The organism is Olsenella sp. SW781 (assembly GCF_012027725.1).
In the GTDB taxonomy this organism is placed as follows: domain Bacteria; phylum Actinomycetota; class Coriobacteriia; order Coriobacteriales; family Atopobiaceae; genus Thermophilibacter.
In genome coordinates this window covers 36,929-62,298 of the sequence record NZ_SJOU01000002.1, presented here as the reverse complement: position 1 = coordinate 62,298, position 25,370 = coordinate 36,929, and the positions used below count along the sequence as shown (strand labels likewise).

23 protein-coding genes are annotated in these 25,370 nt (G+C 63.3%); 8 read left to right on the top strand and 15 right to left on the bottom strand.

Features of this window, described 5'->3' with window-relative positions; all coding sequences use genetic code 11:
- Window positions 1-31: 31 nt before the first annotated feature.
- A complete protein-coding gene (locus E0L17_RS01415; protein ID WP_167929512.1) occupies window positions 32-934 on the bottom strand; it encodes an XRE family transcriptional regulator in 903 nt (300 codons plus the stop codon).
- 91 nt (window positions 935-1,025) lie between these two features.
- Here E0L17_RS01415 and E0L17_RS01410 point away from each other — a divergent pair, with 91 nt between their 5' ends.
- Entirely contained in the window at window positions 1,026-2,678 is a 1,653-nt protein-coding gene (locus tag E0L17_RS01410) for a recombinase family protein (RefSeq protein WP_167929511.1), read from the top strand.
- Between the two features lie 177 nt (window positions 2,679-2,855).
- Here the strand turns inward: E0L17_RS01410 and E0L17_RS01405 are convergent, their stop codons facing one another.
- The 12 genes from E0L17_RS01405 to E0L17_RS01345 all read right to left on the bottom strand — a co-directional run bounded on the left by E0L17_RS01405 (window position 2,856) and on the right by E0L17_RS01345 (window position 15,201).
- Window positions 2,856-3,341, bottom strand: a complete 486-nt coding sequence (locus E0L17_RS01405; protein WP_167929510.1) for a Mov34/MPN/PAD-1 family protein — start codon at window positions 3,339-3,341, stop codon at window positions 2,856-2,858.
- Window position 3,342: 1 nt separating this feature from the next.
- On the bottom strand, window positions 3,343-4,857 hold the full coding sequence (locus E0L17_RS01400; RefSeq protein WP_167929509.1) for a ThiF family adenylyltransferase: 1,515 nt from the start codon (window positions 4,855-4,857) through the stop codon (window positions 3,343-3,345).
- Between the two features lie 132 nt (window positions 4,858-4,989).
- Window positions 4,990-5,772, bottom strand: a complete 783-nt coding sequence (locus E0L17_RS01395) for a radical SAM protein (RefSeq protein ID WP_431996090.1) — start codon at window positions 5,770-5,772, stop codon at window positions 4,990-4,992.
- Window positions 5,773-6,291: 519 nt separating this feature from the next.
- Window positions 6,292-6,570, bottom strand: a complete 279-nt coding sequence (locus E0L17_RS01385; RefSeq protein WP_167929508.1) for a hypothetical protein — start codon at window positions 6,568-6,570, stop codon at window positions 6,292-6,294.
- Window positions 6,571-6,701: 131 nt separating this feature from the next.
- Complete coding sequence (locus E0L17_RS01380) at window positions 6,702-6,812, bottom strand: DNA cytosine methyltransferase (protein ID WP_206108947.1); 111 nt, start codon at window positions 6,810-6,812, stop codon at window positions 6,702-6,704.
- Window positions 6,813-7,318: 506 nt separating this feature from the next.
- Window positions 7,319-9,529 (bottom strand): plasmid recombination protein, encoded by a 2,211-nt coding sequence (locus E0L17_RS01375; RefSeq protein WP_167929507.1) that lies wholly within the window; start codon window positions 9,527-9,529, stop codon window positions 7,319-7,321.
- A gap of 273 nt (window positions 9,530-9,802) precedes the next feature.
- Window positions 9,803-10,129 carry a hypothetical protein gene (locus tag E0L17_RS01370; protein WP_167929506.1) on the bottom strand — a complete coding sequence of 109 codons (327 nt, stop codon included), beginning with the start codon at window positions 10,127-10,129 and terminating at the stop codon, window positions 9,803-9,805.
- A gap of 14 nt (window positions 10,130-10,143) precedes the next feature.
- On the bottom strand, window positions 10,144-10,449 hold the full coding sequence (locus tag E0L17_RS01365; protein ID WP_167929505.1) for a hypothetical protein: 306 nt from the start codon (window positions 10,447-10,449) through the stop codon (window positions 10,144-10,146).
- 77 nt (window positions 10,450-10,526) lie between these two features.
- Window positions 10,527-13,127, bottom strand: coding sequence for a hypothetical protein (locus E0L17_RS01360; RefSeq protein ID WP_167929504.1), 2,601 nt, complete (start codon window positions 13,125-13,127; stop codon window positions 10,527-10,529).
- Window positions 13,128-13,298: 171 nt separating this feature from the next.
- Window positions 13,299-13,616, bottom strand: a complete 318-nt coding sequence (locus E0L17_RS01355) for a hypothetical protein (RefSeq protein ID WP_167929503.1) — start codon at window positions 13,614-13,616, stop codon at window positions 13,299-13,301.
- Window positions 13,617-13,878: 262 nt separating this feature from the next.
- Window positions 13,879-14,034 (bottom strand): helix-turn-helix transcriptional regulator, encoded by a 156-nt coding sequence (locus E0L17_RS01350; protein WP_286163201.1) that lies wholly within the window; start codon window positions 14,032-14,034, stop codon window positions 13,879-13,881.
- A 306-nt stretch (window positions 14,035-14,340) separates the two neighbouring features.
- Window positions 14,341-15,201, bottom strand: a complete 861-nt coding sequence (locus tag E0L17_RS01345; RefSeq protein WP_167929502.1) for an AraC family transcriptional regulator — start codon at window positions 15,199-15,201, stop codon at window positions 14,341-14,343.
- A gap of 143 nt (window positions 15,202-15,344) precedes the next feature.
- On the opposite strand from E0L17_RS01345, the gene E0L17_RS01340 reads away from it, so the two are divergent.
- Window positions 15,345-15,731 (top strand): hypothetical protein, encoded by a 387-nt coding sequence (locus E0L17_RS01340; RefSeq protein WP_167929501.1) that lies wholly within the window; start codon window positions 15,345-15,347, stop codon window positions 15,729-15,731.
- 353 nt (window positions 15,732-16,084) lie between these two features.
- Here the strand turns inward: E0L17_RS01340 and E0L17_RS01335 are convergent, their stop codons facing one another.
- Complete coding sequence (locus tag E0L17_RS01335; RefSeq protein WP_167929500.1) at window positions 16,085-17,698, bottom strand: peptide chain release factor 3; 1,614 nt, start codon at window positions 17,696-17,698, stop codon at window positions 16,085-16,087.
- A gap of 287 nt (window positions 17,699-17,985) precedes the next feature.
- On the opposite strand from E0L17_RS01335, the gene E0L17_RS01330 reads away from it, so the two are divergent.
- Window positions 17,986-18,615: a helix-turn-helix transcriptional regulator gene (locus tag E0L17_RS01330; protein ID WP_167929499.1), complete on the top strand. Its 630-nt coding sequence runs from the start codon at window positions 17,986-17,988 to the stop codon at window positions 18,613-18,615.
- A gap of 5 nt (window positions 18,616-18,620) precedes the next feature.
- Here the strand turns inward: E0L17_RS01330 and E0L17_RS01325 are convergent, their stop codons facing one another.
- Window positions 18,621-19,607, bottom strand: a complete 987-nt coding sequence (locus E0L17_RS01325; RefSeq protein ID WP_286163200.1) for a helix-turn-helix domain-containing protein — start codon at window positions 19,605-19,607, stop codon at window positions 18,621-18,623.
- 135 nt (window positions 19,608-19,742) lie between these two features.
- Between E0L17_RS01325 and E0L17_RS01320 the strand changes: the two genes are divergently transcribed.
- From E0L17_RS01320 to E0L17_RS01300, 5 genes are all read left to right on the top strand, one after another.
- A complete protein-coding gene (locus tag E0L17_RS01320; RefSeq protein WP_206108946.1) occupies window positions 19,743-21,683 on the top strand; it encodes an ABC transporter ATP-binding protein in 1,941 nt (646 codons plus the stop codon).
- Window positions 21,684-23,417 (top strand): ABC transporter ATP-binding protein, encoded by a 1,734-nt coding sequence (locus tag E0L17_RS01315; protein WP_167929497.1) that lies wholly within the window; start codon window positions 21,684-21,686, stop codon window positions 23,415-23,417.
- A 99-nt stretch (window positions 23,418-23,516) separates the two neighbouring features.
- A complete protein-coding gene (locus tag E0L17_RS01310) occupies window positions 23,517-24,185 on the top strand; it encodes a DUF3793 family protein (protein ID WP_167929496.1) in 669 nt (222 codons plus the stop codon).
- A 38-nt stretch (window positions 24,186-24,223) separates the two neighbouring features.
- The gene (locus E0L17_RS01305; RefSeq protein WP_167929495.1) at window positions 24,224-24,652 is read left to right on the top strand and encodes a flavodoxin; all 429 of its coding nucleotides are present in this window, start codon (window positions 24,224-24,226) and stop codon (window positions 24,650-24,652) included.
- A gap of 73 nt (window positions 24,653-24,725) precedes the next feature.
- The gene (locus tag E0L17_RS01300; protein WP_167929494.1) at window positions 24,726-25,361 is read left to right on the top strand and encodes a DUF6796 family protein; all 636 of its coding nucleotides are present in this window, start codon (window positions 24,726-24,728) and stop codon (window positions 25,359-25,361) included.
- The last annotated feature ends 9 nt before the right edge of the window (window positions 25,362-25,370 follow it).

The following is a 25,370-nucleotide window of genomic DNA, read 5'->3' as shown; positions in this document are numbered from 1 at the left end:
CTGAGAGAAATAACCCGTCCCCTTTTCATCGTCACTCTTCCCGGCCGAACGCCTCCCAGAGCAGCGTCACGATGCCGCAGACGAGGCCACCCACCGGCCAGGCCACCCAGAACCACATGGCCGAGGTGCCCTCCGGGGTCCAGGAGTCCATGTTTGGCGCCGAGAACACCGGCGCAAAGAGAAGCGCCAGGCCCACAATCGTGGCCACGATCATGATGACGCCGCACACGGCGCCGAGCTTCTTGCCACGCCGCCTCTGGGCGAGAAGAGCCTCGCGCTGCGCCTCGTCCAGCTCTGCGGATACGATATCCTCCACCTCGAGGTCTTCTGCGATGGAGCGGTTGTACTCCTCGACGTTGACGCGCCCGAGCAGCATGCCGCCGCGAACGATCCACCACACGCCCAGGGCGATGAAGAACATGAGGAAGAAGAGCCCCCAGTTCTCCGCCGTCCTCTCGAGCATGAGCAGGCAGCCGATGCCCGCAAAGATGAGCGCGAGGCCAGCGATGAGCGCCGTCGAGAACTGCCGGCGGGCTGCGGCGCGGTCCTCGTCGGTGTAGAAGTCCTCCACGTAGGGGTGCGCCTTCTGGAACGCCGTGTGCTCCATGCCCGCGGGCACGAGAAACGCGAGGCCAGCGAGGATGCCCACGAGCACGATGATCACGAAGAGGCCGTCGCGCCCATTCCAGGACGCCAGCTCGACCGAGCCCTCGAAGAGCAGGCCGAGCGCGATGCCCAGAAGGATGAGGGCCACGCCGGTGGGGACCTTGAGCGCCATCATGCGCCAGTGCTCCTCGTAGCCGCAGACGTCGGTGGGCGGGCCGGCGGGGATGGGCGCGGCCGTCGCGGGCGCGGTGCGGCCGGTGAGGTTGCCCGTCACGAGCTCGTCGAGCGTGCAGTCGAAGATCTCGCACATCTTGAGGAGCTTGTCCATCTCCGGCTGGCTCTTCTCATCTTCCGCTAGATAGGTGAATGCGATAAAATAAGGCCTGAACAGCACAAACTTGTTCAGGGAGAGACGGCATATGAGACAGGCGAAACACGTCAGGGCCGCGATTTACACCCGTATATCGCTCGATGCGACCGGCCGCGAGGAGGGCGTGGAGCGCCAAGAGAAATACTGCCGCGAGTGGGCCGAGCGCGCCGGGTGGCCCGTCGAGGAGGTCTTCTGCGACAACTCCGTATCGGCGAGCAAACCCGGAGGCAAGCGGCCGGAGTACGAGCGGATGACGCGTGCCGTCGAGGACGGCAGCATCAACGCTGTGATTTTTTGGGACATCGACCGCCTCACACGCCAGCCCCGCCAACTAGAATGGTGGCTCGATCAGTGCAAGTACCACGGACTCGACATGGCCGACGCCAAGGGCGGCGACATGGCGCTCGACACGCGCTCTCCGATGGGCGAGCTGTTCCTGCGAATGCGCGCCACGTTCGCCGCCTACGAGGTGGCGCACAAGGGCGAGCGACAGCGGGCGGCGAACAAGGACCGCGCCGACAAGGGCCTGCTCTTCACCGGCGCGCGACCCATCGGCTACGTTCGTGAGATGCACCGCGACGAGCAGGGACGGCTGCGCGTGGCCCGCGTCGTCGAGGACGAGGCCGAGGTCGTGCGCGCCGTCTACCGGGCATTTCTTCGCGGCGCGTCGCTCGACGCCATCGCGCGTGCCCTATCGGGCGAGGCGGAGGACGGCCTTGAAGATGTGCCGTGCGTCCCAAGGCCCGCATACACAAAGGCCGTCGAGTTCAATAAGGCGCACCCTGACCGGCCCCGCGAGCTGCCGCCCGAGCAGCCGTGGTACTCGGCTACCGTGCGGCTCATGCTGCGAAACCCGAAGTACGCGGCCTACGTCGGGTACACGCCCACCTCGAAGAGCAAGAAGGGCGGCGACGGCTCCGGCAAGTGGTACTCGATGCTGTGGCTCGACGGGGACGGCCACCCGGTCAGCGGCGCGTGGGAGCCCATCATCGACCGCGAGACGTGGTGGCGCGTGCAGGACGTGCTCGACGACTCCGCCCGCCGCACCAACCTCATGTCGCCGAAGGTGCGCCGCCACATCGGCAGCGGGCTGTTCCGTTGCGGCGTCTGCGGCCACACGCTCCACATCCAAGGTGGCAAGGGCGGCTCATACGTCTGCCCGAACCACGCGCACGGCGAGAGCGCCCACGTGTGCGCGCTCGCCAGCTACACGGACAAGTACGTCGAGGTGCTGGTCGAGAAGTACCTCGACCGCGAGGAGGTGCGCGCGTCGTTCGTGATCCAGCGCGGAGCACGAGCGTCGCGCGACTACGAGGCAGAGGTTGCCCGGCAGGAGCGCCTTATCGAGAAGGCGGAGCGAGAATATAACGAAGGCATCATCGAGGGCCGCGACCTGCAAGGTCGACGCGAGAGGGCACGCGAGCGCATCGAGGCCATACGCGTAGAGCAGCGGCGCGAGGCCGACGAGGCCACGCGGGCCGTCATGCCGCGAGAGGTTGCCGAGGCCATCGACCCGGCGAAAGCATTCCACGAGGCCGACCTCGCGACCAAGCGAGCCGCGCTCGACTTCCTGCTCGACGTCCGCATCGACCCCGTGAAGCGCAAGGGCGGCACACGAGACGGAAAGCACGGCGGCGTCTTCGACTTCTCGCGCATCAGGGTGACGCCGAAGGTGGGCGAAGAGGCCGAAACGGCCGCCTAGACGCACAAATCGGTTGACAATCCGAAAAGCAATACACGAAAACAATATCACCGGCATATGAACTGACGAGGGGATATGCAGCGGCAGCAGAGTTTTATCCACAAGTGTTACTAGATGAGATAGTCATTCAATCAAATCTGTATCTGAATTAGAAGCTCGGGCAAAACGCGGGATATATTAGCAGCAAAAATAGGTTGATTTGATTTTTTCTACACGTTCGCCAGTGCGTGTAAAAGCTAAGAACGCCTCTCGATTATTCCCAATAATAATTAAAAAAACAAAGCCGTACGGACTGGCGCCCGACGTTGCAGCTTGACGCAAAAGAGCCATATCGGTTGACGAAGGGGTTGGCCTATCCTCATTGTGTGTATGCCATTCGCCAATATAATTGATTTTCCCATTACTCTTATGCCAGATGCGTTCAATTAATTTTTCTGCGGGTCGAGCTTTTCTCACGAAGTAATATGGACCTGCGTCGTCCTCAGGATTTGGAAGTGTGAAGTCTAGAATGAAACAATCAAGCGAATTTTCCTGTTGGCAGCCGAGCAGAATCCCTCCGGATTCGCTATTAAAACCTGCATCTTTAAGATAATCCTGCAACCTGTTTATCGCTTCTGAGGCAATAGAAAGAGAGAATCTTTCATCGAGTGAAATCTGAATCAAATCACAGCCTCACTATCTCGAAAGAATAATCGTGATGCTCGAGCGCCCCATCACGAAGCAACACTGGATAATTATGGGAGACTGATAGTTTTCCGAACCAATCGAAGCGGTATCCATCGCATGAATTTATGCAATTCGGAATAACGCTGAGTAGCGTATTAACGAAAATTAACACGTCAGAACCTGCATAGGGAACAAATGTTGAAGCACATCCCGACTCACGCTTCGAGAGCTCGTTAGCATTAATAACAATTCCTCCATCGAATTCAGCATTGTCATTAAGTGCTAACTTATCGAGCGCGGTTGGGGAGTTCAGCAAAAGTGCATGAGCCGCAACCCCATATGGTTCCATCCATATTGCCATGATTGGAGTATCCGGGTAGAGGTCCCTCCATATTTTAAAGGCATGCAGCTCTGTAGATAGCGAACCGGTCGCCACTACAACTAACCCGGGTTTTGGGGATGAATCGGTGAGAGAATCAAGATAAAGGTGAATATCCTGCGCTTGAGGCACGCACTCACACCACGGGGCTAACAAGCGGATGCGGTTTCTCGTGGCAACCGCCTTATTGATCATCACATTATCCAGGCCACAGATATGACGCGCGACATTTTCCGGCATTATGAAATCATTATCAACTAAAGTGAGGCTTTTCACTCCCAATCTAGCAAAGGCATCGGCAGCGACCGAACCTAGCGACCCACATCCCAACATTAGCACGGAATCAAAGTCGAGCATTCGACCGACGCCGCCCCTGTTCAGAAGTCTACTGCCGCGCAGATCCTCGACATGAGCTCTCGCGAGCTGACCAGGCTTGATTGTCCTGCTTAATGATCGCAGCTTCGCATTGAACTCAGAATCTGTCATTTCGTCATCCAGATATCTCAGTTCAAACAAACCTTTCTGAAGGGCTGCTTTAGAATTGAATGCCTCAAAATTAAATACAAGCGCAGCAAGGACCCTTCCGTTTTTGGCAGGTTGTGAGAACAATACTACCAAAGGATTGCGTCCAGCCTTTCTGAGGGCACTTCGGAGCTGGTTGCCACAGGGGCAGGAAGAGGATATGACGTCAATCCACTCAGCTCGACCATCTGGAAACGGATATCGCAATTCCTGATCTAAAGGAACATAGATACATGCTTTGATCATGGCGTCATCTAATGAACTGCCAACATATCGTTCGGCGGCTTCTTTAGAGTCGGCGATAAGCCATCCCTTTGGAATATCGCTTGGAGCTACCACGAGTTCTTTGAATTCATCGCTGACATTAGCGCATGAAAAAAAGATGCCCTTAAAGCTACTGTTATAACTCCAATATGCGGTGAACTCATCGAAATAGTCGCTCTTGTTTATCCCGTCAACGCCTGAATGCAATAATTCCCGAAGTCTGATGAGAACTTGGCAGAATGCACCTGCGGGATCACATGGATCGACTCGAGCGGTGGTTTTATCAAAAATAAAAAGAAACGGCGGCTTTGATTTTTCAAAGCTGCTGCGGAAATCAAAGAACGACAAGCAACAGTTCTGATTTTGCTCCAATATGGTTATTGGGGGCACAAATTAAAATCAAAAAAGAGCCGATAACAGCAGTATTTCAAACTGCATATTATCGGCTCTGCGTCTGTGCGTCTGGCTCTTTTAATTAAATTATTTTTGTTGTTTTTTGGCTTTATTATATGTATTAGCTAATTGTCCACAAGCTGCTTTAATCTCTCTACCATGAGAAACTCTCATGGTAACTTCAAGTCCTGTTTGCTCTAATTGATGTTTGAACGCAACCATTTCTTGTTTTTGTGGTGCTCTAATTTTTGAATTACTCGTCGGGTTGTATTGCAGCACGTTAATCATAACATTTTTGCCCTTAAACCATTTTGCAAGTTGCCTTATATCTGAGGAACGGTCATTTATACCTGGTAAAAGTAAATACGCAAATACCACTTTTCGATTATGCCTTTGTGAATAGGACAATGCTTGCTTAACAACATCTTCAATAGCGTACATGTGCATATGAGGAATGATACAGTTTCTCGCAGCCTGTGTTGCTGCATGTAAAGATATTGTCAACTGAATTTTTAGATGTTCTTCGCGCAATTTTTTTAATTGATTAACTGGACCAACTGTTGATACGGTAATGCCGTCGGTTGGAAAGTTAAGTCCATTTCTATCTCGAAGAATATGGATTGCTGCAATCAAGTTGTCGTAATTGAATAAAGGTTCTCCCATTCCCATAAAAACGATACGATTTACTTTTTGACGTATCAATATGACCTGCTGCACAATTTCAGACGGTGTTAGATTACGAACAAAACCATTGCGTCCGGACTCACAAAAAATACAGCCAACAGAACAACCAACTTGCGTACTTACGCAAACAGTCCCACCATCTCGCCGTTTAATAAAAACCGTTTCGATATACCTGTTGTCTTTCAATTCATAAACATACTTTTCAGTATCGCTACTTTTATAGACTTTTTTTGTTGATATTGATAGATTTTTTTGTGAAATGGCTGTTTATATAATTCCGTATATAAGGCTCTTGCTTTATCCTCTCCAATTACTTCCGACATTTCTTTGTAAGTAAATCCGTATGGGTCATTCAATATTTCCGTAGGTGTACTTTTAGGTAAGTGTTTCATTTAATATCCTTCCTTTTCAAAATTAAAAAGTTTGTTTTTCAGAGTTTTTGATTATGATTTCTAATTTTTCAACATCAACGATATGTGTAATTATAAAACACAAACTCGTCCGTCTGGAGACACATGAGGAATCCCAATAAGCTTGTCGGGGAAATTGCCGACAAGCTGAAACTCGGGAATCTCGAAAGGAAACGTCTCAGTATTAATCCATTTTATCTGAACATAGTCTCCCTCGAAGTTGAACGATAAGACAAACTCATCACAAGATTCGACAGAGAAGCCCTCCTGTCGTGCAAGGGAACAGAGGTACTCTCTAAGCTGAACGTCCATCATAACCAAGAATGCCAGGCATAGACGTCATGCGCATCAAAGATCTGGTACGCTCAATATTCTCGAGGGCTTCAAGGGCGGAATTAACTGAGGAAGGAGCGCCCGACCCAGTTTCACGCATGTAGAAGTTGCCCGTCGACCTGCTCCGTGCTTTCTCATAGCCGTCAAACGCATGCTCTTCGCCAACATGCTGGTGTGCGCGTTCGGGAGAAACATAGGCGCCAGTACGTTCGTTAATGAAGCCGCCATCCGGATTGCCCATATCCACTCCATTCCCTAAAACGGAACCGTGCTTGTAGTTTACCAAACCGAGTTTGGTTCGATACGAGCAAATCCTCTGAGCGTCTCATTTCCAGCAGTAAATGAAGGTTTTATCAGAGGGCGTGACGCGTCTCATGCAAGCGTCTCAATTTCGACGAGCGCCACGTGCTCGAAGCCGGCCTGTTCGAGGCCGAGGGCCTGGCCTCCCGCGCCGGCGCATATCTCGATGGATTGAAGGGGCATCGGACTCCTCTCATGGTGCCTATCCATTGTCGCACGAGAAGGCCAATCATTGGCGTTTGAACGGCCAGCGAACGGCCGCGACTTCAATTGTGTGCATGGTGTGACGAGTTTCAAAACGGGAGCCAAACCTGTGCAAGCTCCAAGATTATGGCGTTTAACTGCGAAAACATCTGCACAGGTTTCTGTGCAAACCTGTGCAGGGTGGTTTCCACGCTCAAGGGTCGGCCCTTGATTGGGCGCTAAAGCGCCAATGAATGGGGCCTAGCGGGAGCAAGCAAGGGGGCCAATCCGGGGCCGGTGACGCCGAGAGGTGCGGCATCGGCCCCGAACTGGCCCCTAGGGGGAGGGTGTGCGACGAGGCTGTGCCCCCGTCGCTCGTTTCGCCGTTTTGATTCGAGGGGTTTGGCGCGCCCTGACGGTCTCGAAGCGCCCCCGGGGCGCTCCCGGACGCGGGGACGGGCCGACGCCGCGCCAGCGCCCGCAGGGGGCGCCAGACGCGGCCCGTCCTACATGCTCGGGCCGTCCCAGCCGCTCGGCTTCGGCGTCCTCGGCGTCCCCCAGCCCGGCGTCTCGCGCGGGATGCCGGGCGCGGGAACGCGGGCCGCTGCGATTACGCGCGTGCGCTGGTCGGCGCGGGCCTGCTCAGCCTCGGCGGCGCTCAGGGCGTCGTCCCACGCCGCGCGGTCGAGCGTCGGTGCCTCGGGCACATGCGCGTCGTCGAGCGTCTTGAGCACTTCGACGAACATGCCGTGAACGGCCTTGAAGAACGTCGCCGTGGCCTTGCGGCCCTTGCGGTCGTTGTCCATCTGCCTGCGCTTGACCGACCCGCACAGGCCCTCAAGCAGATGGACCATGTCCTCGCGGAAGTCGCGCAGGGCGTCGCGCTCGCGGCGGGCCTCCTCGGCGGCGGCCTCGTAGCCTTGTCGCGCCTCCTCGGCCCGCTTGACCGTCTCGCGGAGCCCCGGCGCGTGAATGATTGGGGGCTCGCCTCCGTTTGCCATGGTCTCGTTCTGGAGCGTGATTTCCGCCGTGTAACGGAGGCTGTTGCGCAGATAAAAATCGTTCGTCGCGTGGTACTCGGCCGGGAGGTAGTCCTCGACGGTCGCCGTGCGGTCGTCGCCGTCGAGGAGCCTTGAGACCTCGGCGCGGTCCTCGGCGAGCTTGTCCTCTCCGGCCCTGAGGGCCCGCTCGCGCTCGTCGAGGGCGGCGGAGCGCCCGGCGTTCGCCTCGGCGATCCGCTCGCCCTCGGCGCGCAGCCTCTCGTTCTCGGCCTTGAGGCCCTTGGTGCCGAGAACGGTGCGACCGTCCTTGGTGCGGTAGCTCTCGCCCGCGTAGGCGTCGCGCTCGCGCACGGCCTCGGCGGCCTCCCGCTTGGCGGTCGCCGCCTCCGCCTTTGCAACTTTGGCCTCGGTCTTCGCCGCCTCGGCCTCGGCCTTGGCGTGACGCGTTTCACGCGTCACGAGGCCGCGCGCAATCTCGTCTTCAAGCACGGACTCGACAGCCGACTCGTGCGCGGCGGCCTGCGCGTCCCACAGCACTGCCTGGGCGTCGTAGAGCGTCGCCTCAGACGCCGCGACGTTGGCCGAGATTTCCGCCTCGGCCCTGGCGAGCTCCTTGGCGTCGAGACGCGCAAGCGAGTCCTTCTTAAGCTGCTCGTTGGTCTTGCCCGCGCGGCCCTTCTGGCGCTCGTAGGTGCCCGGCTCGTGCTCGTTCCAGTCGCACTTGAAGCGCTCCTTCGTCATCTCATGTGCGGCGTTGTTGAGCCTCACGATGCGCGAGCGGTCGCAGAAGTCGCGACCCTTGAGGTGGCGCTCGGTCACGCGCTCGGTGACGACCTGCCCCCTTTTTTTGCCGGAGCGGTAGAGCTTGGGGGCGGGCTTGCCCTCGGCGTCGAGCTTTGGCACCTCGTTGCCGTCGGCGTCCTTCATCGTATCGTAGACGACGCGCTCCTCGAAGACGCGGCGACGCTTGATCTTGCCGTCGCGGCCGCGCTCGGGGACGCGGTTGCCGTCGCCGTCGAGCACGTACTCGGGCACGGGGCGGCGCAGCTCGTCGAGCTTGGGCATGCCGTCGTCGTTCTTGGCCCAGACGGTCGCGCCGTCGGCGTCCCTGACGGTCTCGAAGACGACCTCGCGCGGCAGCTCCACCGGGCCCTCGCAGACCGGGGCCTCGTAGAGGTGCAGGTGCGGCGCGGACATGACCGTAAGGCCGTTCTCGTCGATGTACTCGTGCTGCTCGTCAACATCGACATAAGCAGCGATGACCGCCTCCTCGCCGTCCTCGTCCTCGCAAAGCTTAGCAAACGCCTCGAACCACTCGGCGAGCCTCGCCTCGGCAGCAAGCAGCTCGGCGCTCGGCGTGGAGCCCGGCGCGTGGACGTAACACTTGCCAGTCTCCGGGTCGCGCGCCGCTTCCACGAGCGCCTTGGGAGGGTAGGCGCAGCGCGAGACCATCGCTACGCGTTCGTTGACGGTGCCCTTGCCCGTAGCGTCGTCGAACCCGTACTTGTCGAGCACGGCATCGAGCCGCGCGCACTTCTCCTTGAGCGTAAGGCCCGCCGTCGCGCCCACCTCGAAGTTGAGGTGGCTCAGCTCCGGCTGGATGTCCGGATTCTCGTGCGTCACGGCCTTGTCGGCGCGGTGCCCCTTGTCGTTGTGGCGGAGCCACGCCTTCGCCGCACTGCGTCCCTTGGCCTTTTTCCACTGCGCGCTTGCCATCCGGCCCACTCTCCCTTCCTCGTCTGTGCCTCGTCGGGCGCTTGGTCGTCGCCCATGAGGCGCCACTCTTGCCGGGCTGCGCCCGGTCAAGCCACCCCCCTGCGGAAGCAGGGTGGGGCTTGCACCTACGCCCCACCCTCCGGGTGGGGCTGCGGTGCTGCTCTCGGGAGGGGGCTGCGCCCCCCCCCGCCGCAGGGGCGCCCACCCCCGCTCGCGCCGCCCATGTCGCGGAAGCGGCTGCCGCCGCGATCCGCTCCATGGCTGCGGCGCTCGCTACGCGCCCTCGGGGCCGCTGCCGAGGCGCTTGCGCGCCTGCGTCAGGGCCCACTCGGGCGCGGGCAGACCGCTGACCGTGAGGCCCAGAAGGGCCTCCACGGCAGCGGTCAGCACGTCGTCGCCCGCGTCGTCCCCGAGGGACTTCCGGACGACTCCGAGGAGCCGCGCGGCGAGACGGGCGTCCGCCTCGGCCTTGGCAGCTGCGGCCTCGGCGGCCTCGCGCCGCTTGGCCACGTCGAGCGCGCGGCGGACGGCCTTGCGCTCCTCGTCCAGCTTCGACAGCTCGGCCTGAATCTCGGCGCTCGTCTTGGCTCTCTTGCTCACTGCAATCACTCCCTCTAGTCGTTCATTTCATTCGCAGCACGCGCCTCGGCGATGCGGCCGAGCGCCCGCGCCAGCGTCGTCTTGTCGCCGGTCGGCAGCGACGCGCACGCGCCCACGAGCTGCGCAACGGTCGCCTCCCGCAGGGCCACCCCTAGCGACTCGTCATCGCATGGTGGGAGCCCGTCGGGGCCCGCCACTCGCGCGAGCACCGAGAGCGCCGAGGCCCCAATCCACGGGTCCTCGCGCAACAGCTCGACGACCGCCGTGCGCTCCACGAGCGCCGCCAGACCGTCGCCGCCCGCGCACTTCTCCTTGCACATATCAATCTCCTTCCAATGCCCTATCGGTAGTCTTGGCTCGGCCCCGCCGGGGCCGTCGCGCGGCCGCGCCGCCGGGCTCACGAGGAGCCCCCGACAGGCGGCGAGACAGGCCGCACGAGCCACGAGGTGTAGCGGGTCGGCAGCTTGATCCACTCACCGAAACTGGGCAGCGCGGCCACGCCGGTCGGTGCGGTCACGCAGACGCGGACCTCGCCCTCGCGCGCCTCGCGAACCGCGCCCTCGATGACGCCCGCGACCTCCTCCCACGAGGCATCCCGCTCGACGTGGCGCTCGACGACGGGCGCGAGCGTCACGTGCTCCAGCTCGTCGCGCGGCGACGCCCCCGACGGGACCGGGAACGAGAAATGCGGGTTGCCGGTAGGGTTGCGGTCGTCGAAGGTGGCCGCCCACGGATTCAGCCAGAGCTCGTAGCCGCCCGGCGCGCGGCTCGCGACGACGGCCTCGCCCTTAAGGCGGCCGTACCTCTCGCGGAGAGCTCTGTCGAACCGCTCCGACGGGAACCACTCCGACGGCCCCAACTCGTCATCCGAGAAGGCCTCCTCGTCGTCCGGCTCGATTCGAATGTCAATATGACCCAAGTCGCGCTCGAACGAATCGAGCGCCTCGCGGGCGGCTCCGGCGTCCATGCCCGCGTCCTCGATGACATGCAGCGCAGCCTTGTCCTCCACTGCGCCGATGTCCTGCGATTTCAGCGACGTGCGGCCGTGGAGATAGCGTTCCCACGCATCCCGACGCACGAGCCATGCGCGCGGGCGCGCCTTGGCATGGGCCCGCACCCAGCTGCGCAGCCCCTCGTCCCCCAGCGCGTCCATGAGCGGCTTCATGTCGTCCTCGACCCACCATTCGGCCATAGGGAACTGCTTGGGGGTGCCGTCCTTGTTGCGCACGAGCACGAACCCGTCGGCCTTGGCGGCGCGCTCGAGCGTGCTGCGGAACGTGCGGCCGTTCTGGCGCGGGAGCTTCCCGGCCTCGCCCTCGTAGCGCTCCTTGGCGGAGGACATGAGCGCGTGGGCGACGCAGACCGGCATGGCACGCACGCCCGCCCACTTGGCCGGGCCGTCCTCGCCGGAGGTCTCTACCTCCTCGCGCAGGAGCCGCCATGCGCGCATCGTCGGGTTCGACTCCGCCCAGTTCTCCTCGTTCGACGAGATGACGTAGGAGTTCTCGTCGAGGTATGACGACGTCTCGAAGTAGGGGGTGTTCGCGATTGCGTCGTAGGCGAACCACCTGAGCGTCTGGGGCCTTTGCATGAAGTCCTCCTTGATGCGCCGGTCGATGCCGCCGGGGCGGTCGAGGAAGCACTCTCGGAAGACGACGAACAGGAAGCGCCCGAAGATGGCGTCGGTCTGCTCGGCGATGCTCAGGTCGGAGTTGATGCAGATGACGTGCAGCATCTTGGCGATGAACTCGCGCGCCTTGCCGTAGGGGTCGCGGCCCGTCACCACGTCGCCGCCGAGCACCTTCTTGGCGTCGGCCATCTTCTTTAGGTAGGTTACCTCGGTCTCGTCCACGAGGTTCGCGACCTTGCCCACGAGGCGCGCGAGGTAGTACTCCTGCCCCATCTTCTCAAGGCCCACGCTCGCGAGATACCGCTGCTGGAACTGCTTCGGGCCCACCATGGCGCGCATCATGGCGAGGTAGGTGCCCTTGCCGCTGCGGCCCGGCGAGTAGAACACGACTGCCTTCTCGATGTTCACCGCCGGGAACAGGAACAGCACGAGCACCGCGCGGAGCACCCTGCGGCCGTCCTCGTCGGCCATGACGTCGCGCAGCCACTCGCCCGGCCTCCAGTCCGGGAAGCCGTCGCGGCGGTAGACGGGCTCCTCCGGGGGGATGACCTCGCCGTTCGCGTCGGTGTCGAAGCGGAGTCCTGCGTACTTGCCCAAACGGTAGTCGTCCGCAGTGTAGGGGCGCACGTGCAGCGTGACCTCCCCGCCGGAGAAGTCGCGGCGGAGCATGCCGTTGCCGATGGGGCACTCCATCGCGTCCAGCTCCTCGGTGAAGTCCACCTCGGGGAGCAGGTCTCGGAGGTGCTCGAGGTAGCGCTTGAGCTGACGCTGGCCGAGGTGACGGCCCCAATGGTGGAACTGCCTTTCAAGCTCACGATGCGTCTTGACGGCGTAGGGGGCCGTGTCGTCATCGTTGCAGGTCGGTGAGTACTCGGCGATGTCATCGCTGCCCTTGACGACGACCTGACGGAAGCCCTTGGCCTCATAGAACTCGGCGTCGTAGACCGCCATCGCGTAGGCCACGGCGTCGGCCGGGGCACGGCTCAGGCCGGTGCCCTCAGTCGCGTGCTCACGGTTGTAGAGGGGGACGTAGCCCTCGGCGACCGTCACGCTGCACGGTACCTTCTTGTTATCCTTGGTCAGCTTGATGATGTCGCGCACGACGCACACGCGGTTCGCGAAGAGGTCGAAGAGGTCCATGAACTCGGCGCGGGTGGCGGGGTCCTCCTGCCCGCGCACGCAGAAGTCCATAAGCCCGCCCACGATCAGCGGCCACGCCGCGTCGGGGGCGTCCAACATGGGGCAACCGTGCTCAAAGCTGCCCGTGCTGACCCCAGTGAACGCGACCAGTCGCCGCATGAACTCGTCGATGTAGCCGTCCCGACGGCTCCTGGGGTTGTCGGTGTACTCCCCCTCGATGTTGCTCACGAGGCTAACTCGTCGCCAATCAGCGCTCGAATCCGTGGTATTATTCGAGGTAAACAAGGTGTTTTGGGCTGTGGCCGTCCCGGGAGCGCTGGCAGGCGCGGGGGCGGTCCCCTCCATTTCCGGGAGCACCCCCGGCAGGCGCTTCTCGTCGTCAGACATGAGCGTCACCGCCTAGGCGCACTGAGCCAGAATGGCCGAGAGGCGGCTCTTCTGCGCATCGGTCATGACAGGCAGCATGGCGGCGGCAGTCGTCGCAATCTTGTCGATTTCGGCGTCGATGTTCGGTGCCGGCACCTTGCCTTCGGCGCGCAGCGAGCGCACGCGCTCAAGGTCTTCCGTGAGCATCAGGCGCTGGCCCTTCACGAGGGCAGTGCGCACGAGCCGACGCTCAATCCAGCGGTTCAGCGTCGCACGCGACGCGTAACCGAGGGTCGTCGCCTCGCTCATGCTCAGTTGGGGTTTGGTGGAAAGCGGTTCGAGGGTAGCCATAAAAGCCTCCGAGGAGTAGCGCACAGGCCGCTCGGGTCTGCGCTGGACTCCTCGGTGGGGTGCTTCTTGGCTTGATTCGTTGACCGAGACGCGCCGATTCTTTTTCGTGCCCCTTTCGGGTTAGGCGCGCGCGACGATTATGCGCTGGCCACTTCGCGTCGCTAATAGCCCGACGGAAGCCGCTGCCCCCTATACGCCGCTCATTGATTATTCTACTCGCAAGCGCTAACGCCGTCAAGCCCCTGCGATTGTCTCACGTGTCTCAAGCTGCGGAAACTCTCGAATTCACCTTAATAGTGAAAGATTCGGCCTCCCACTTGGTGACGCTCTGGCGGGAGACGCCGAGCAGCATGGCCAGCTGCTCCTGGGTCATGTTGCGCTCTGCGCGCAGGTGCTGAAGGTTGTCGCGAAAGCTCATGGTCTGCCCTTCGTCGGGATGTGCTCTGTCTGCCGGCACCTCATAGTCTGCAGGCGCGCACGGCGCAATTCTACCAACCGACGGTAAGCAATTTGTCCGATTTTGCGGCAACCAGAGGGCACCCACCGGTTGCGCGCCGCAGGTAGATGCGTTGGTCGGCCGCATGACCTTCTCGACCGCACGTCCTTCTCGCCAAAACCGCCGAGACAGAGAAACGGCACAGAATAGCCCCTCCGAGAGGCCGATTCTGTGCCGTTTCTCTGTCTCGGCGAGGTTGGCCGCAGCGGGTGGGCGAGAAGGACAGTGTCACGCTTTGCAGTGTACCGGCACCCAGATCTCGCTGTAGGCGGTGCCGTCGTCGCGGACGTCGCTGAACGAGAGCATGCGGAATCCGTCAAGCTCGTAGGGTACCTCGGCGAGCCACTCGGCATAGATGCGGGCAGTCGTCTGCTGCATGGTCTCCGGATGGGGACCGTCATTGGGGAAGACCGCCCAGGTGAGCGCCGGCACCTCCACGAGCGCGAGGTTCTCCCCCGCCTCATGTGCCATGGTCGGCACGCCGATGAGATGCGTGAGCTCGCCCGCTTCCTCCTGAAAGTTGGTGTCCGAGTTCCAAGAGGCGTTCACCACACGACGCGGCTCCGTGTCCATCAGGCGGTGCATCTCGGCGCGCTGCGCCTCCGTGATGCTGAGCGCAAGCTCCGCGATCGCGGGGTTCTCGCCCTCGAACTGCATCGGCACACGCGCCACGACGCCAGCAAGGCGAAACTCGCCCTTCTCGACGATTCGATACTCCATGAGATGACCTCCCTTTACGTCAACCGCAATATGTAGAGGTGAGCGCATGTGCGAACCAAGCTGTGCGACGTCCGAAGGAAGTGTGCCGCACCAAGAGCGAAACGCTCGAGAGAAGCCCTCGACCGAATCATAGCCATAGCGAAACGCAACCTCGGTGACGGAGCCACCGGCCATGAGATCGGAGGCCGCCGCGGAGAGGCGCCGCTCGCGGATGTAGCGCGATGGCGCCATGCCGGCAATCAGCAGAAATGCCGCGCGAAGCTGCTCGGCGGTGACACCGGTCGCCCGGGCGACCTCCTCGGTCGTTGGTGCCTCAGCAAGATGGCGCTCAATGTAGTCGAGCGCGTGCTCAAGATACGAACCCGGCATCCCCTCACCCCCCTCCTGCGAAATTGTACGTTGCAGCACCCAGCCGCACCCGACGGTTTGTCGGGAACTTTGTCGGCTGCCCTGAGGCGGACTTTTTTCTCTTGGGTAGACTGACGGTAACGGCACGACCGAGGAGGTGCCCTATGGAGAAGCGTCTCACCAGGGCCGCGATCGTCTACGGCGCAGTCTGGCTCGCCTGCCTTGCCCTGTACTGGGGGTCCCTCGCGACGGGCGCCCTCGGCGGCGGGGGCATCATGGGCTACATAATCCTGACGTTCCACCTAGCCCTGCCGATTGCCGGCGTCGTGGCGACCTTTCTGGTTGGGCGAATGGCTCAGCTCGGGTGGCGGCGCCTCGCCGCGCCGGTCGCGATCGCCATCCTCTACGTGCTCCACTCTGCGTCGACGTTCAGCCTCTCGAACGCCCTCGGTCTCACCAACATCGCACCGGCAGACCTTGCGACCTTCATGTACGGCCTCATCCCCGCCGCGATCGGCCTCGCCGTCGGCTGCGCCACCGCAAAGCGGTAATCAGAGAATAGACGGTTCATGGCCCCCGGCCGGCACTCATAAGTGTCGGCCGGAAGAGACCTCCGTGCCGACACTTGAGCGCAAACGCCGAGAGGGTGCCGACACTCCAGCTCATAATCTGTCAACTAGGCCGACACTCCCTGCCGACACTCATGAGTGTCGGCAGGAGGCGCGACAAGAGGCGCGGCAGAGGGCGAGAAGGACACGCCGCTCGCGCATAAGTCGGAGCTTGCGGCGGTGATTCAAAAGGGGGACGGGTTATTTCTCTCAGGGAGTTTGGGACGGGCCTGAGGCGGTAAAAGCCTCAGGCCCGTCCCAAACTCCCTGAGAGAAATAACCCGTCCCCCTTTTGGCTAGAACGTGACGTTGCCGAACTCGGAGAGGCGCAGGCCCTCGTTGTGCTCCTCGGCCCAGTTGAGGTTCCACGGGCTCGTGAAGAGCAGCAGCTTACCGCCGCGCATGTCCTCCACGCGCAGGGTCTCGCGCGTGAGGTTGAGGCTGCGCATGTCGACCTCGCCGTCCTTCTCGTCAATCCAGCGGATGAGGTTGTACGGCAGCGGCGAGCGGTACACGTCAACGTGGTACTCGCTCTTGAGGCGCTGCTCGAGCACCTCAAACTGCAGCGTGCCCACCACGCCCACGATGACGCGCTCCATGCCGGCGCCGTACTCGCGGAAGATCTGGATGGCGCCCTCCTGGGCGAGCTCCTCCATGCCCTTCACGAACTGCTTGCGCTTGAGGGTGTCCACCTGCTCGATGCGCGCGAAGTGCTCCGGCGCAAAGGTGGGGATACCCGCAAACTGCACGCGACGGCCCACCTTGCAGAGCGTGTCGCCGATCGAGAAGATCCCGGGGTCGAAGAGGCCCACGATGTCGCCGGCGCACGCCTCGTCCACCGTGGCGCGGTCGTCGGCCATCATCGCCGTGCCCGTGGCCAGCTTGATCTTGCGCTCCCCCTGCACGTGGAAGGCGTCCATGCCGCGCACGAACTTGCCCGAGCAGATGCGCAGGAAGGCGATGCGGTCTCGGTGGTTCTTGTCCATGTTGGCCTGGATCTTGAAGACAAAGCCGGAGAAGTCCGGGTCCGTGGCCTCAACCGGCTCGCCCGTGAGGGAGTCCGTGTGCGGGCCGGGCGCGGGCGAGAGGCGCAGGAAGTCGCGCAGGAACGGCTCCACGCCAAAGTTGGTGAGCGCCGAGCCAAAGAAGACCGGCGTGAGCTTGCCCGTGCGCACGGCCTCGAGGTCAAACTCGTGGTCCGCGCCGTCGAGGAGCTCGATGTCGTCCATGAGGGTGCGGTGGTTCTCCTCGCCGATGAGCTCGTCGAGGGCGGCGTCGCCGAGCGCGGCCTCCACCTCGCCCACCTTCTTGGTGGCGTTGGCGCGACCGTCGCCCTCGAAGGCGAGGACGTGGCGGCTCGCGCGGTCAAAGACGCCGCGGAACGTGCGCCCGTTGCCGATGGGCCAGTTCATGGGGTACGTCCCGATGCCCAGGACGTTCTCGATCTCCTCCATGAGGTCAAAGGGATCGCGCGTCTCGTGGTCGAGCTTGTTCACAAAGGTGAAGATGGGGATGCCGCGCAGCGCGCACACCTTGAAGAGCTTGACGGTCTGCGCCTCCACGCCCTTGGCGCCGTCGATCACCATGACGGCGGAGTCCGCGGCCATGAGCGTGCGGTAGGTGTCCTCAGAGAAGTCCTGGTGGCCGGGGGTGTCGAGGATGTTCACGCAGTGGCCCTCGTAGGTGAACTGCAGGACCGACGACGTGACGGAGATGCCGCGCGCCTTCTCGATGTCCATCCAGTCGGAGACCGCGTGCTTGGCCGAGGCCTTGCCCTTGACCGAGCCGGCGCTCTGGATGGTGCCGGTGTAGAGCAGGAGCTTCTCCGTGAGCGTGGTCTTGCCCGCGTCCGGGTGCGAGATGATGGCAAAGGTGCGGCGAGAAGAGATCTCCTCCTCAAGGCTTGGCATGCGCTTCCTCCCGTGATTCAAAAGGGGACAGACCTCTTTTGAATCATTTTCGATGGCGTAGATTGAGCGCAGCTATTGTAGCGGGAATCGCCATGCCGCACGCAGGACAGCGGGGAAGCTTCAAGCCCCTCGTGCTTATCGCCAGCTCACGGGCCATGTAAGGAACATTTGACAGCACCGGGCGGCCTTGCGAGACCCGGTGTCGGCCACCTTTGATGGTACGCTCTCCCCCACGGTGGCACGTTCTTCTCGACAAGGGTCGAGCCAAGGAGCGGAGGGGAGGCAGCATGGAGCTGGGAAGTCACATCAAGACGCGGCGCGCGGAGCTCGGCATCTCGCAGGACGAGCTGGCAAGTCGCATCTACGTAAGTCGCCAGACAATCTCTTCGTGGGAGAACGACAAGACCTACCCCGACGTCCAGAGCCTGCTGCTCCTCTCGCAGGTTTTTGGCACGACCATCGACGAGCTCGTGAGAGGAGACGTGGACACCATGAAGGAGACGGTCGAGAAGGACGTGCAGCTGCTCAGGCGCCTAGGAAACGTGATGCTGGGCTTCATCGTGCTGATGGTGCTCGCCCTGGTCTGGTGGGTCTGCCAGATGACCGTATGGGACCTCTCGATCCTGCAGACGCTGCCCACCCTGGCACTGGTGATCGTGCTCTGGGGCATCGCCCTGTTTGCGGCGCGATGGGCCGACCGCATCAAGAGGGAGCACGACCTCGTCACCTACCAGGAGGTCCTCGCCTTCTGGAACGGCGAACCCGTGGACCGGGACACCGAGCGCGGCCGGCGCGAGCGCCTCATTCCCAGGTGGATGAGGGTCGTCCGCATCGTCGGCTGGGCGCTCCTTGGGATGGCGATGGGCTTCTTCATCGGCTACGGGATCGCGTGGCTCGCGGAGACGCTGCTCGGGTAAGTGGGTCAAAAGGGACAGTCACTTTTGACCCATGCGCGCGGGGACATGCCCGTGAAGTCAGAGAAGGCGTGGCAGAAGGCCGAGGGGCTTGGGTAGCCGAGAAGAACGGCGACCTCGGAGACGGTATAAGCCCTATCCCCAAGGAGACGGCACGCGCGCTCCATCCGCAGCTGGCGGGCGTACGCGCCCACGCTCTGGCCCGTCTCGCACCTGAATGCGTCGCAGAGCCGTGAGCGACTCACGTAGAGCTCCTTAGCCAGCGCATCGAGAGAGGGCGGCGTGACGCCCTCCTCGACGGCGGACGACAGGAGCCTCCTCGCGTGACTTACCAGCGCACTTTCATCTTGGTCGGCACCACTCCCCTCCGCCACCAGAGACGCCATGAGAGAAGTGACGGTCGAGAGAAGCCCGAGCGAACCGCCAGGACCAAGCGGCGGGCCCGCGGGTATGTTGCCGAGCGCATAACGAATCGCTCCCTTGGCCTCGGGACCCCAGGTGCCGTCGAACGCCGAGAAGAGCCCGCCGAACTCCCCCGGATAGCTACGGTCCAGCTCGTCGAAGAAGTCGGGCAGACAGATGATGGAACGGGAACGGTAGACGTGACCAGCGAGCAGGCGGCTTGAGAGCGAACGAGGGCCGCGCTCGACGAACGTGGCAACCTCGTCCCGCGGATGCCGCGCGCCGCCCCCGGCGCCGACGAACCTGATCGGAAGCCCGCAGTCCCGTGAGCACACCACCGCGTCGTCCCCCATCGTGCAGGCGCAGGCGTACGGCCCGAGCGACCCCTCGAAGAGCGGCATGTCCTCAAGCGGGGTGACGTCGTGGCAGAGCACGAGGCAGTGCGGAACCGATGCGCAGAGCCACATCGAGCCCGTCGCCACGGAGCCGCGCGCCTCGCCCACCCAGATGCCGCCCCGGCGCTCGAGCCGCACACCGAGCTGCTCGACCTGCGGCTCGAAGAGCGCGACGAGCTCGCGAGGAATGTCACCCATGCCCGCCATCTTGAGGGTTCGTCCGCCTCCCTTGAGGAATCGTCCCGTGTTAGTTAGCCGTAGCTAACAAATAGCCGTCCCCATGATACGGTGCGACGGAACGTCTATCAAGGTCTCCACAGGCAGGAGGTTTCGATGTCTGACTCTCAAGCAACCAAGGCGAGCGGTGCCCGCGACAAGGGCGCCGTGAGACGCCTGCTCGCCTTCGCCGGCCCGCGCCGTGCACTCACGTACCTGGGCTGCGCGCTCTCGGCCGTCTCTATGCTCGTGGGCTTTGGCCCGTACGTCTGCGTCTGGCTCGTGGCGCGCGACCTCATCGCCGTGGCCCCCGACTGGGGCGCGGCCACCGGGATCGCCGCATACGGCTGGTGGGCGTTCGGCCTTGCGGCCGCGAGCATCCTCACCTACTTCGCCGGCCTCATGTGCACGCACCTCGCCGCCTTCCGCTGCGCGTCCAACATGCGAAAGCGCACCACGGACCACCTCATGCACGCGAGCCTCGGCTACTTCGACACGCACGCGAGCGGGGCGCTGCGCCGCGTCGTGGACGGCTGCGCCGCCGAAACCGAGGGGCTTCTCGCCCACAAGCTCCCTGACACCGCGGGCAGCATCGCCATGATCGTCGGCATGCTGGTGCTGTTCTTCGTCTTTGACTGGCGGCTCGGCCTCGCGTGCCTTGTCGCGGTGGTCATCTCGCTCGGCTGCATGTTCTACATGATGGGCGGGCGCGGCATGGACTTCATGACGCGCTACATGGAGTCGCTCGTCAAGATGAACAAGACGGGCACCGAGTACGTGCGCGGCATCCCCGTGGTCAAGGTATTCCAGCAGACGGTCTACAGCTTCCGCGCGTTCCACGACGCCATCGAGGAGTTCACGCGGCTCGCGCAGGACTACGCCGTCAAGTGGTGCCAGACGCCTCAGTCGCTCTCGCTCACCATCATCAACGGCGTCGCGATCTTCCTCGTACCGGCGGCGATCCTCGTCGCGCCCGGCGAGGGTGACTTCGCGCGCTTCCTGGCCAACTTCGCGTTCTACGCGATCTTCTCGGCCGTGATCCCCACCGCCATGACCCGCGTGATGTTCATGTCCGAGGCGTTCCAGTCCGCCGCGGACGCCGTCTCGCGCGTCGAGGAGGTGCTGGCCGCCCCCGTAATCTCCGCTCCCGCCGCGCCGCGCACGCCCGCGGGTAACGCCATCTGCTTCGAGGACGTGACCTTTACCTACGAAGGTGCGGACGCCCCGGCGCTCGACCACGTGAGCTTTGAGGTGCCCGCCGGCGCGACGGTGGCGCTCGTGGGCCCCTCCGGCGGCGGCAAGACCACGGCGGCGAGCCTCGTGCCGCGCTTCTGGGACGTGACCGCCGGGCGCGTGACGCTCGGCGGCGTGGACGTGCGCGAGATGGACCCGCACGACCTCATGGACCGCGTGGCCTTTGTCTTCCAGGCCAACCGCCCCTTCCGTCAGACGATCCTGGAGAACGTGCGCGCCGCGCGCCCCGAGGCCACCCGCGAGGAGGCGCTCGCCGCCCTCGAGGCCGCCCAGTGCGCGGACATCCTGGAGAAGCTGCCCCAGGGTGCCGACACGCTCGTGGGGACGGGTGGCACCCACCTCTCCGGCGGCGAGGTGCAGCGCCTCATGATCGCCCGCGCGATTCTCAAGGACGCTCCGGTGGTGGTGCTCGACGAGGCGACGGCCTTCGCCGACCCGGAGAACGAGGTCAAGATCCAGGCCGCCTTCAGGCGCCTTGCCCGCGGGCGCGACGGCTCCCCGCGCACCGTCCTCATGATCGCGCACCGCCTCTCCACGGTGCGGAACGCCGACAAGATCGTGGTGCTTGACGCCGGGCACGTGGCCGAGCAGGGCACGCACGACGAGCTGCTGGCGGCGGGCGGCCTCTACGCCCGTATGTGGGTCGACTACGAAAAGTCCGTGAGCTGGCGCATCACGAGCGGTGAGACAAAGGGGACACCGTGCAAAGGGGACAGTCACTTTCGCACGAGCTCGCCGTGCGAAAGTGACTGTCCCCTTTGCACGAAAGAACCTGTCCCCTTTGTCTCACCGGAGGTGGAGTAGATGAGCATCCAGGAGAAGTACGCCCTCACCGACGAGGGCCTGAAGAACGTCAAGCTCGGCGCCGTGTGGACGGCCGCCTCGAACCTCGTGGTCTTTGGCGGCGTGGGCGCCCTCTATCTGCTCATGAGTGAGCTCGTGGCGCACCTCACCGAGGGCGCGCCGCTGCCGAACCTCCTCCCGTACGCGGCGGGTCTCGCCGCCTTTGCCGTCGCGCTCTTCGTGGCGGAGTACTGGGCCTACTACTACCAGTACGGCGTCATCTACAAGGAGAGCGGCCGGCAGCGCATCGGCCTCGCAGAGCGCCTGCGCAAGCTGCCCCTGGGCTTCTTTGGCCGCCGCGACCTCGCCGACCTCACCGAGACCCTCATGACCGACGTCAAGACCACCGAGCACGCCTACAGCCACGTGCTGCCCGAGCTCTATGGCGCCTACATCACGCTCGCCGTGGCGGCCGTCTGCCTGTTCTCCTTTGACTGGCGGCTCGCGCTCGCGTCGCTCTGGAGCTGCCCGGTGGGGCTCGCCATCCTCTTCGGCGCGCGACGCGCCCTCCAGCCCATGATGGAGGCCACGCGCATGCGCGGCCTCGCCACCTCGGAGGACATCCAGGAGGCGCTCGAGTGCGTGCGCGAGGTGCGCGCGACCAACCAGGAGGGGCGCTACCTCGAGCACATCCACGCCGATGTGGACGCGGCGGAGCGCCAGGCCGCCCGCTCGGAGATCGCCTGCGGCATCGCCGTCAACGGCGCCCAGATCGTGCTGCGCCTGGGCCTTGCCACCACGGTGCTCGTGGGTGCGGCGCTCATCCTGGAAGGCTCCTGCACGTTCATGACGCTCTTCGCCTTCCTTGTAGTGGTGAGCCGCATCTACGCGCCCTTCGACCAGTGCCTCATGCTCATCGCCGAGCTCTTCTCGGCCAAGACCGCCGCGGCGCGCGTGAAGAGCTTCTACGAGGAGCCGCTCGCGCAGGGAGGCGAGGCGTACGAGCCTGCCGGTCACGACGTTGCCTTCGAGGACGTGTCCTTCTCCTACGACGGCGGAGAGAAGGTCCTCGACGGCGTGACGTTCATTGCGCGCGAGGGCGAGGTCACGGCGCTCGTGGGGCCCTCCGGCTCCGGCAAGTCAACGTGCGCGAGGCTGGCGGCGCGCCTGTGGGACGCCGACGCGGGGCGCGTCACCGTGGGCGGCGTGGACGTGGCGACCGTGGACCCCGAGGTCCTTCTCGCCGACTTCTCCGTGGTCTTCCAGGACGTGCTGCTCTTCGACGACACGGTGATGGGCAACATCCGCCTCGGCCGGCGCGGCGCCACCGACGAGGAGGTGCTCGCCGCGGCGCGGGCGGCCAACTGCGACGAGTTCGTGAGTCGCCTGCCGCTGGGCTACGACACGATGATCGGAGAGAACGGCGCGCGCCTCTCCGGCGGCGAGCGCCAGCGCATCTCCATCGCGCGGGCGCTGCTCAAGGACGCGCCGGTCGTGCTCCTGGACGAGGCCACGGCGTCGCTCGACGTGGAGAACGAGACGCAGGTCCAGGAGGCGCTCTCGCGCCTGCTCGCTGGCAAGACCGTCATCGTGATCGCCCACCGCATGCGCACGGTCATGAGCGCGGACAAGATCGTGGTGCTCGAGGACGGTCGCGTGGCAGAGCAGGGCTCGCCGGAGGGACTGCTCGCCACGGGCGGCCTCTTCGCCCGCATGGTGCGCCTGCAAACCGAGAGCGCCAACTGGTCGCTGTGATCCAAAAGGGGGCAGTCCCCTTTTTGGTCATGGACAATATGTTAACTATGGGTTACTCTATGCTCATTAGAGTTAGGCTAAGCTAACTATTGGAGACGTATGGGCCAGGGAATGGACGTCTGCCTTGCCGTTGACGCCAGCGACGCCTCGCCTCGCGAGCACCTAGAGGCGAGGTTCGTGCGCTGCCTCGTCTGTCAGGCGGGCATCGTGCTCGCGGGACGCAAGCCGGCAGCAGTCTTTGGCTTCCGGATGTCGCCCGACGAGGCCGCGCGCCCGACGTTCATGCGCCGCCTCCTCGTGAGGGTCCTCATAGGGACCTACGCGTGGCACCTCCGACGCTTCGGCGTGCGCGTCTCCCTGCTGGGCTGGCGAGAAGGGCGGGCGATGCTGCTCGTCTGGCGGCCACGCCGTATCCGGTCTCTCCTCTCCGACGCGGGGGCGCACGCGCTTCTCGACAAGAACCGCCTCCCCTCTCGCAGCGGAGCGCTCATGGGAGAGCTCAGGCGGCGCCTGCGCGCCTACTACGGAAACAGGGCCCCCTTTCCCCACGAGATCGGCTTTGTCCTCGGCTATCCCATCGAGGACGTCGACGGCTTCATGTCGGACGGGGGCCAGGGAGCGCGGGCGTGCGGGCGCTGGAAGGTCTACGGAGACGTGGACGAGGCGCTGCGCCGCTTCAAGGAGCTCGAGCGCGAGGAGCTCAGGATCAAGAGGCTCTACTCCGAGGGAACGCCCCTGCGGGGGCTTCTCCGGATGGCAACGGCATAGCAGGGGCGGCTGAGTCCGCACGACGAAGGGAGACTTCCATGAGCAAGAGCATCGCGATCGTGTACTGGACGGGGACGGGCAACACCGAGGAGATGGCCCGCACGCTCGAGGCGGGCATCGCCGCCGCAGGGGCCGAGGCCCGCGTCGTGCCCGTCGCGGACTTCTCGGCGGAGGACGTGCCCAACTACGACGCGCTCGCCTTTGGCTGCCCCGCCATGGGCGCCGAGGAGCTGGAGTCTGACGAGTTCGAGCCCGTCTGGGAGGCATGCCGCAACGCGCTGGGCGACAAGCCCGTTGTGCTGTTCGGCAGCTACGGCTGGGGCACCGGTGAGTGGATGGAGACCTGGCGGGCGGACGCGGAAGGGGCCGGCGTGAACGTGGTCTGCACCGTGATCGCCAACGAGGCCCCCGACGACGATGCCGTCGCCGAGCTCGAGGCAGCCGCAAGGAGCCTTATCGAGGCGTAATGGCTCATGCTGAGACCCCGGAACCGAGCGGGCTCCGGGACCATCTGACGCCCGCGATGGATGGGAGGCACCCATGCCGCCGACGCTCGTTCTTCTCGCCCTGGGGCTCCTGGGCTCGATTCTCATGTTCGCCGGGGACATGCTGCTCTACTTCACGCCCGGCGCCTACGACATGGACGGCACGCTCAGGCCGTATATGCGCATCATGCGGGACGTGCCCGCCGGCCGCGTGCGGGTTGGAGGCGCGCTCGGACCGATCGCCGCGTTCCTGTACGTGCTCGGGTTTGCGGGGCTTGCCCTCACGGCGCGCGGCGACTTCTCCTGGCTCGTCTGGCTGGCCGCGGCGCTGCTCGCCTTTGCCCTCATCTGCGGCGGTGCCTACCATGCCCAGTACGTCTATCTCTCCGTCATCGCCAAGGCGGGGCGAGAAGAGCTGTACGACGAGGTCGCGGGCAACATCATGTTTGTCATGCGATTTGCCACTGTGCCCATGTACCTGGGCTTTGTTGTTCTCGGCGTTGCCATAGTGCTGGGGCAGACGGTCTTTCCCGCGTGGCTTGTCGTCCTCACGCCGCTGGTTACGTCGTTTCTCGGCCTCGTGTGGATGCGCGTGCCGCAGCCGGCGCGCTGCATCCTCTTTGGCGGGTGGAGCAACCTCGTCTTCACGATCATGTTCGCCGCAATGGTTCTTGCCCTCAGGCTTCCGTGAGGTGGCGGC

Excerpts from the sequence above, each read along its gene's own strand:
- E0L17_RS01415 (WP_167929512.1), bottom strand. The coding sequence starts at position 934 with ATGGACAAGCTCCTCAAGATGTGCGAGATCTTCGACTGCACGCTCGAC.
- E0L17_RS01410 (WP_167929511.1), top strand. The coding sequence starts at position 1,026 with ATGAGACAGGCGAAACACGTCAGGGCCGCGATTTACACCCGTATATCG.
- E0L17_RS01385 (WP_167929508.1), bottom strand. The coding sequence starts at position 6,570 with ATGGGCAATCCGGATGGCGGCTTCATTAACGAACGTACTGGCGCCTAT.
- E0L17_RS01380 (WP_206108947.1), bottom strand. The coding sequence starts at position 6,812 with ATGCCCCTTCAATCCATCGAGATATGCGCCGGCGCGGGAGGCCAGGCC.
- E0L17_RS01375 (WP_167929507.1), bottom strand. The coding sequence starts at position 9,529 with ATGGCAAGCGCGCAGTGGAAAAAGGCCAAGGGACGCAGTGCGGCGAAG.
- E0L17_RS01365 (WP_167929505.1), bottom strand. The coding sequence starts at position 10,449 with ATGTGCAAGGAGAAGTGCGCGGGCGGCGACGGTCTGGCGGCGCTCGTG.
- E0L17_RS01355 (WP_167929503.1), bottom strand. The coding sequence starts at position 13,616 with ATGGCTACCCTCGAACCGCTTTCCACCAAACCCCAACTGAGCATGAGC.
- E0L17_RS01350 (WP_286163201.1), bottom strand. The coding sequence starts at position 14,034 with ATGAGCTTTCGCGACAACCTTCAGCACCTGCGCGCAGAGCGCAACATG.
- E0L17_RS01345 (WP_167929502.1), bottom strand. The coding sequence starts at position 15,201 with ATGCCGGGTTCGTATCTTGAGCACGCGCTCGACTACATTGAGCGCCAT.
- E0L17_RS01340 (WP_167929501.1), top strand. The coding sequence starts at position 15,345 with ATGGAGAAGCGTCTCACCAGGGCCGCGATCGTCTACGGCGCAGTCTGG.
- E0L17_RS01335 (WP_167929500.1), bottom strand. The coding sequence starts at position 17,698 with ATGCCAAGCCTTGAGGAGGAGATCTCTTCTCGCCGCACCTTTGCCATC.
- E0L17_RS01330 (WP_167929499.1), top strand. The coding sequence starts at position 17,986 with ATGGAGCTGGGAAGTCACATCAAGACGCGGCGCGCGGAGCTCGGCATC.
- E0L17_RS01325 (WP_286163200.1), bottom strand. The coding sequence starts at position 19,607 with ATGGGTGACATTCCTCGCGAGCTCGTCGCGCTCTTCGAGCCGCAGGTC.
- E0L17_RS01320 (WP_206108946.1), top strand. The coding sequence starts at position 19,743 with ATGTCTGACTCTCAAGCAACCAAGGCGAGCGGTGCCCGCGACAAGGGC.
- E0L17_RS01315 (WP_167929497.1), top strand. The coding sequence starts at position 21,684 with ATGAGCATCCAGGAGAAGTACGCCCTCACCGACGAGGGCCTGAAGAAC.
- E0L17_RS01310 (WP_167929496.1), top strand. The coding sequence starts at position 23,517 with ATGGGCCAGGGAATGGACGTCTGCCTTGCCGTTGACGCCAGCGACGCC.
- E0L17_RS01305 (WP_167929495.1), top strand. The coding sequence starts at position 24,224 with ATGAGCAAGAGCATCGCGATCGTGTACTGGACGGGGACGGGCAACACC.
- E0L17_RS01300 (WP_167929494.1), top strand. The coding sequence starts at position 24,726 with ATGCCGCCGACGCTCGTTCTTCTCGCCCTGGGGCTCCTGGGCTCGATT.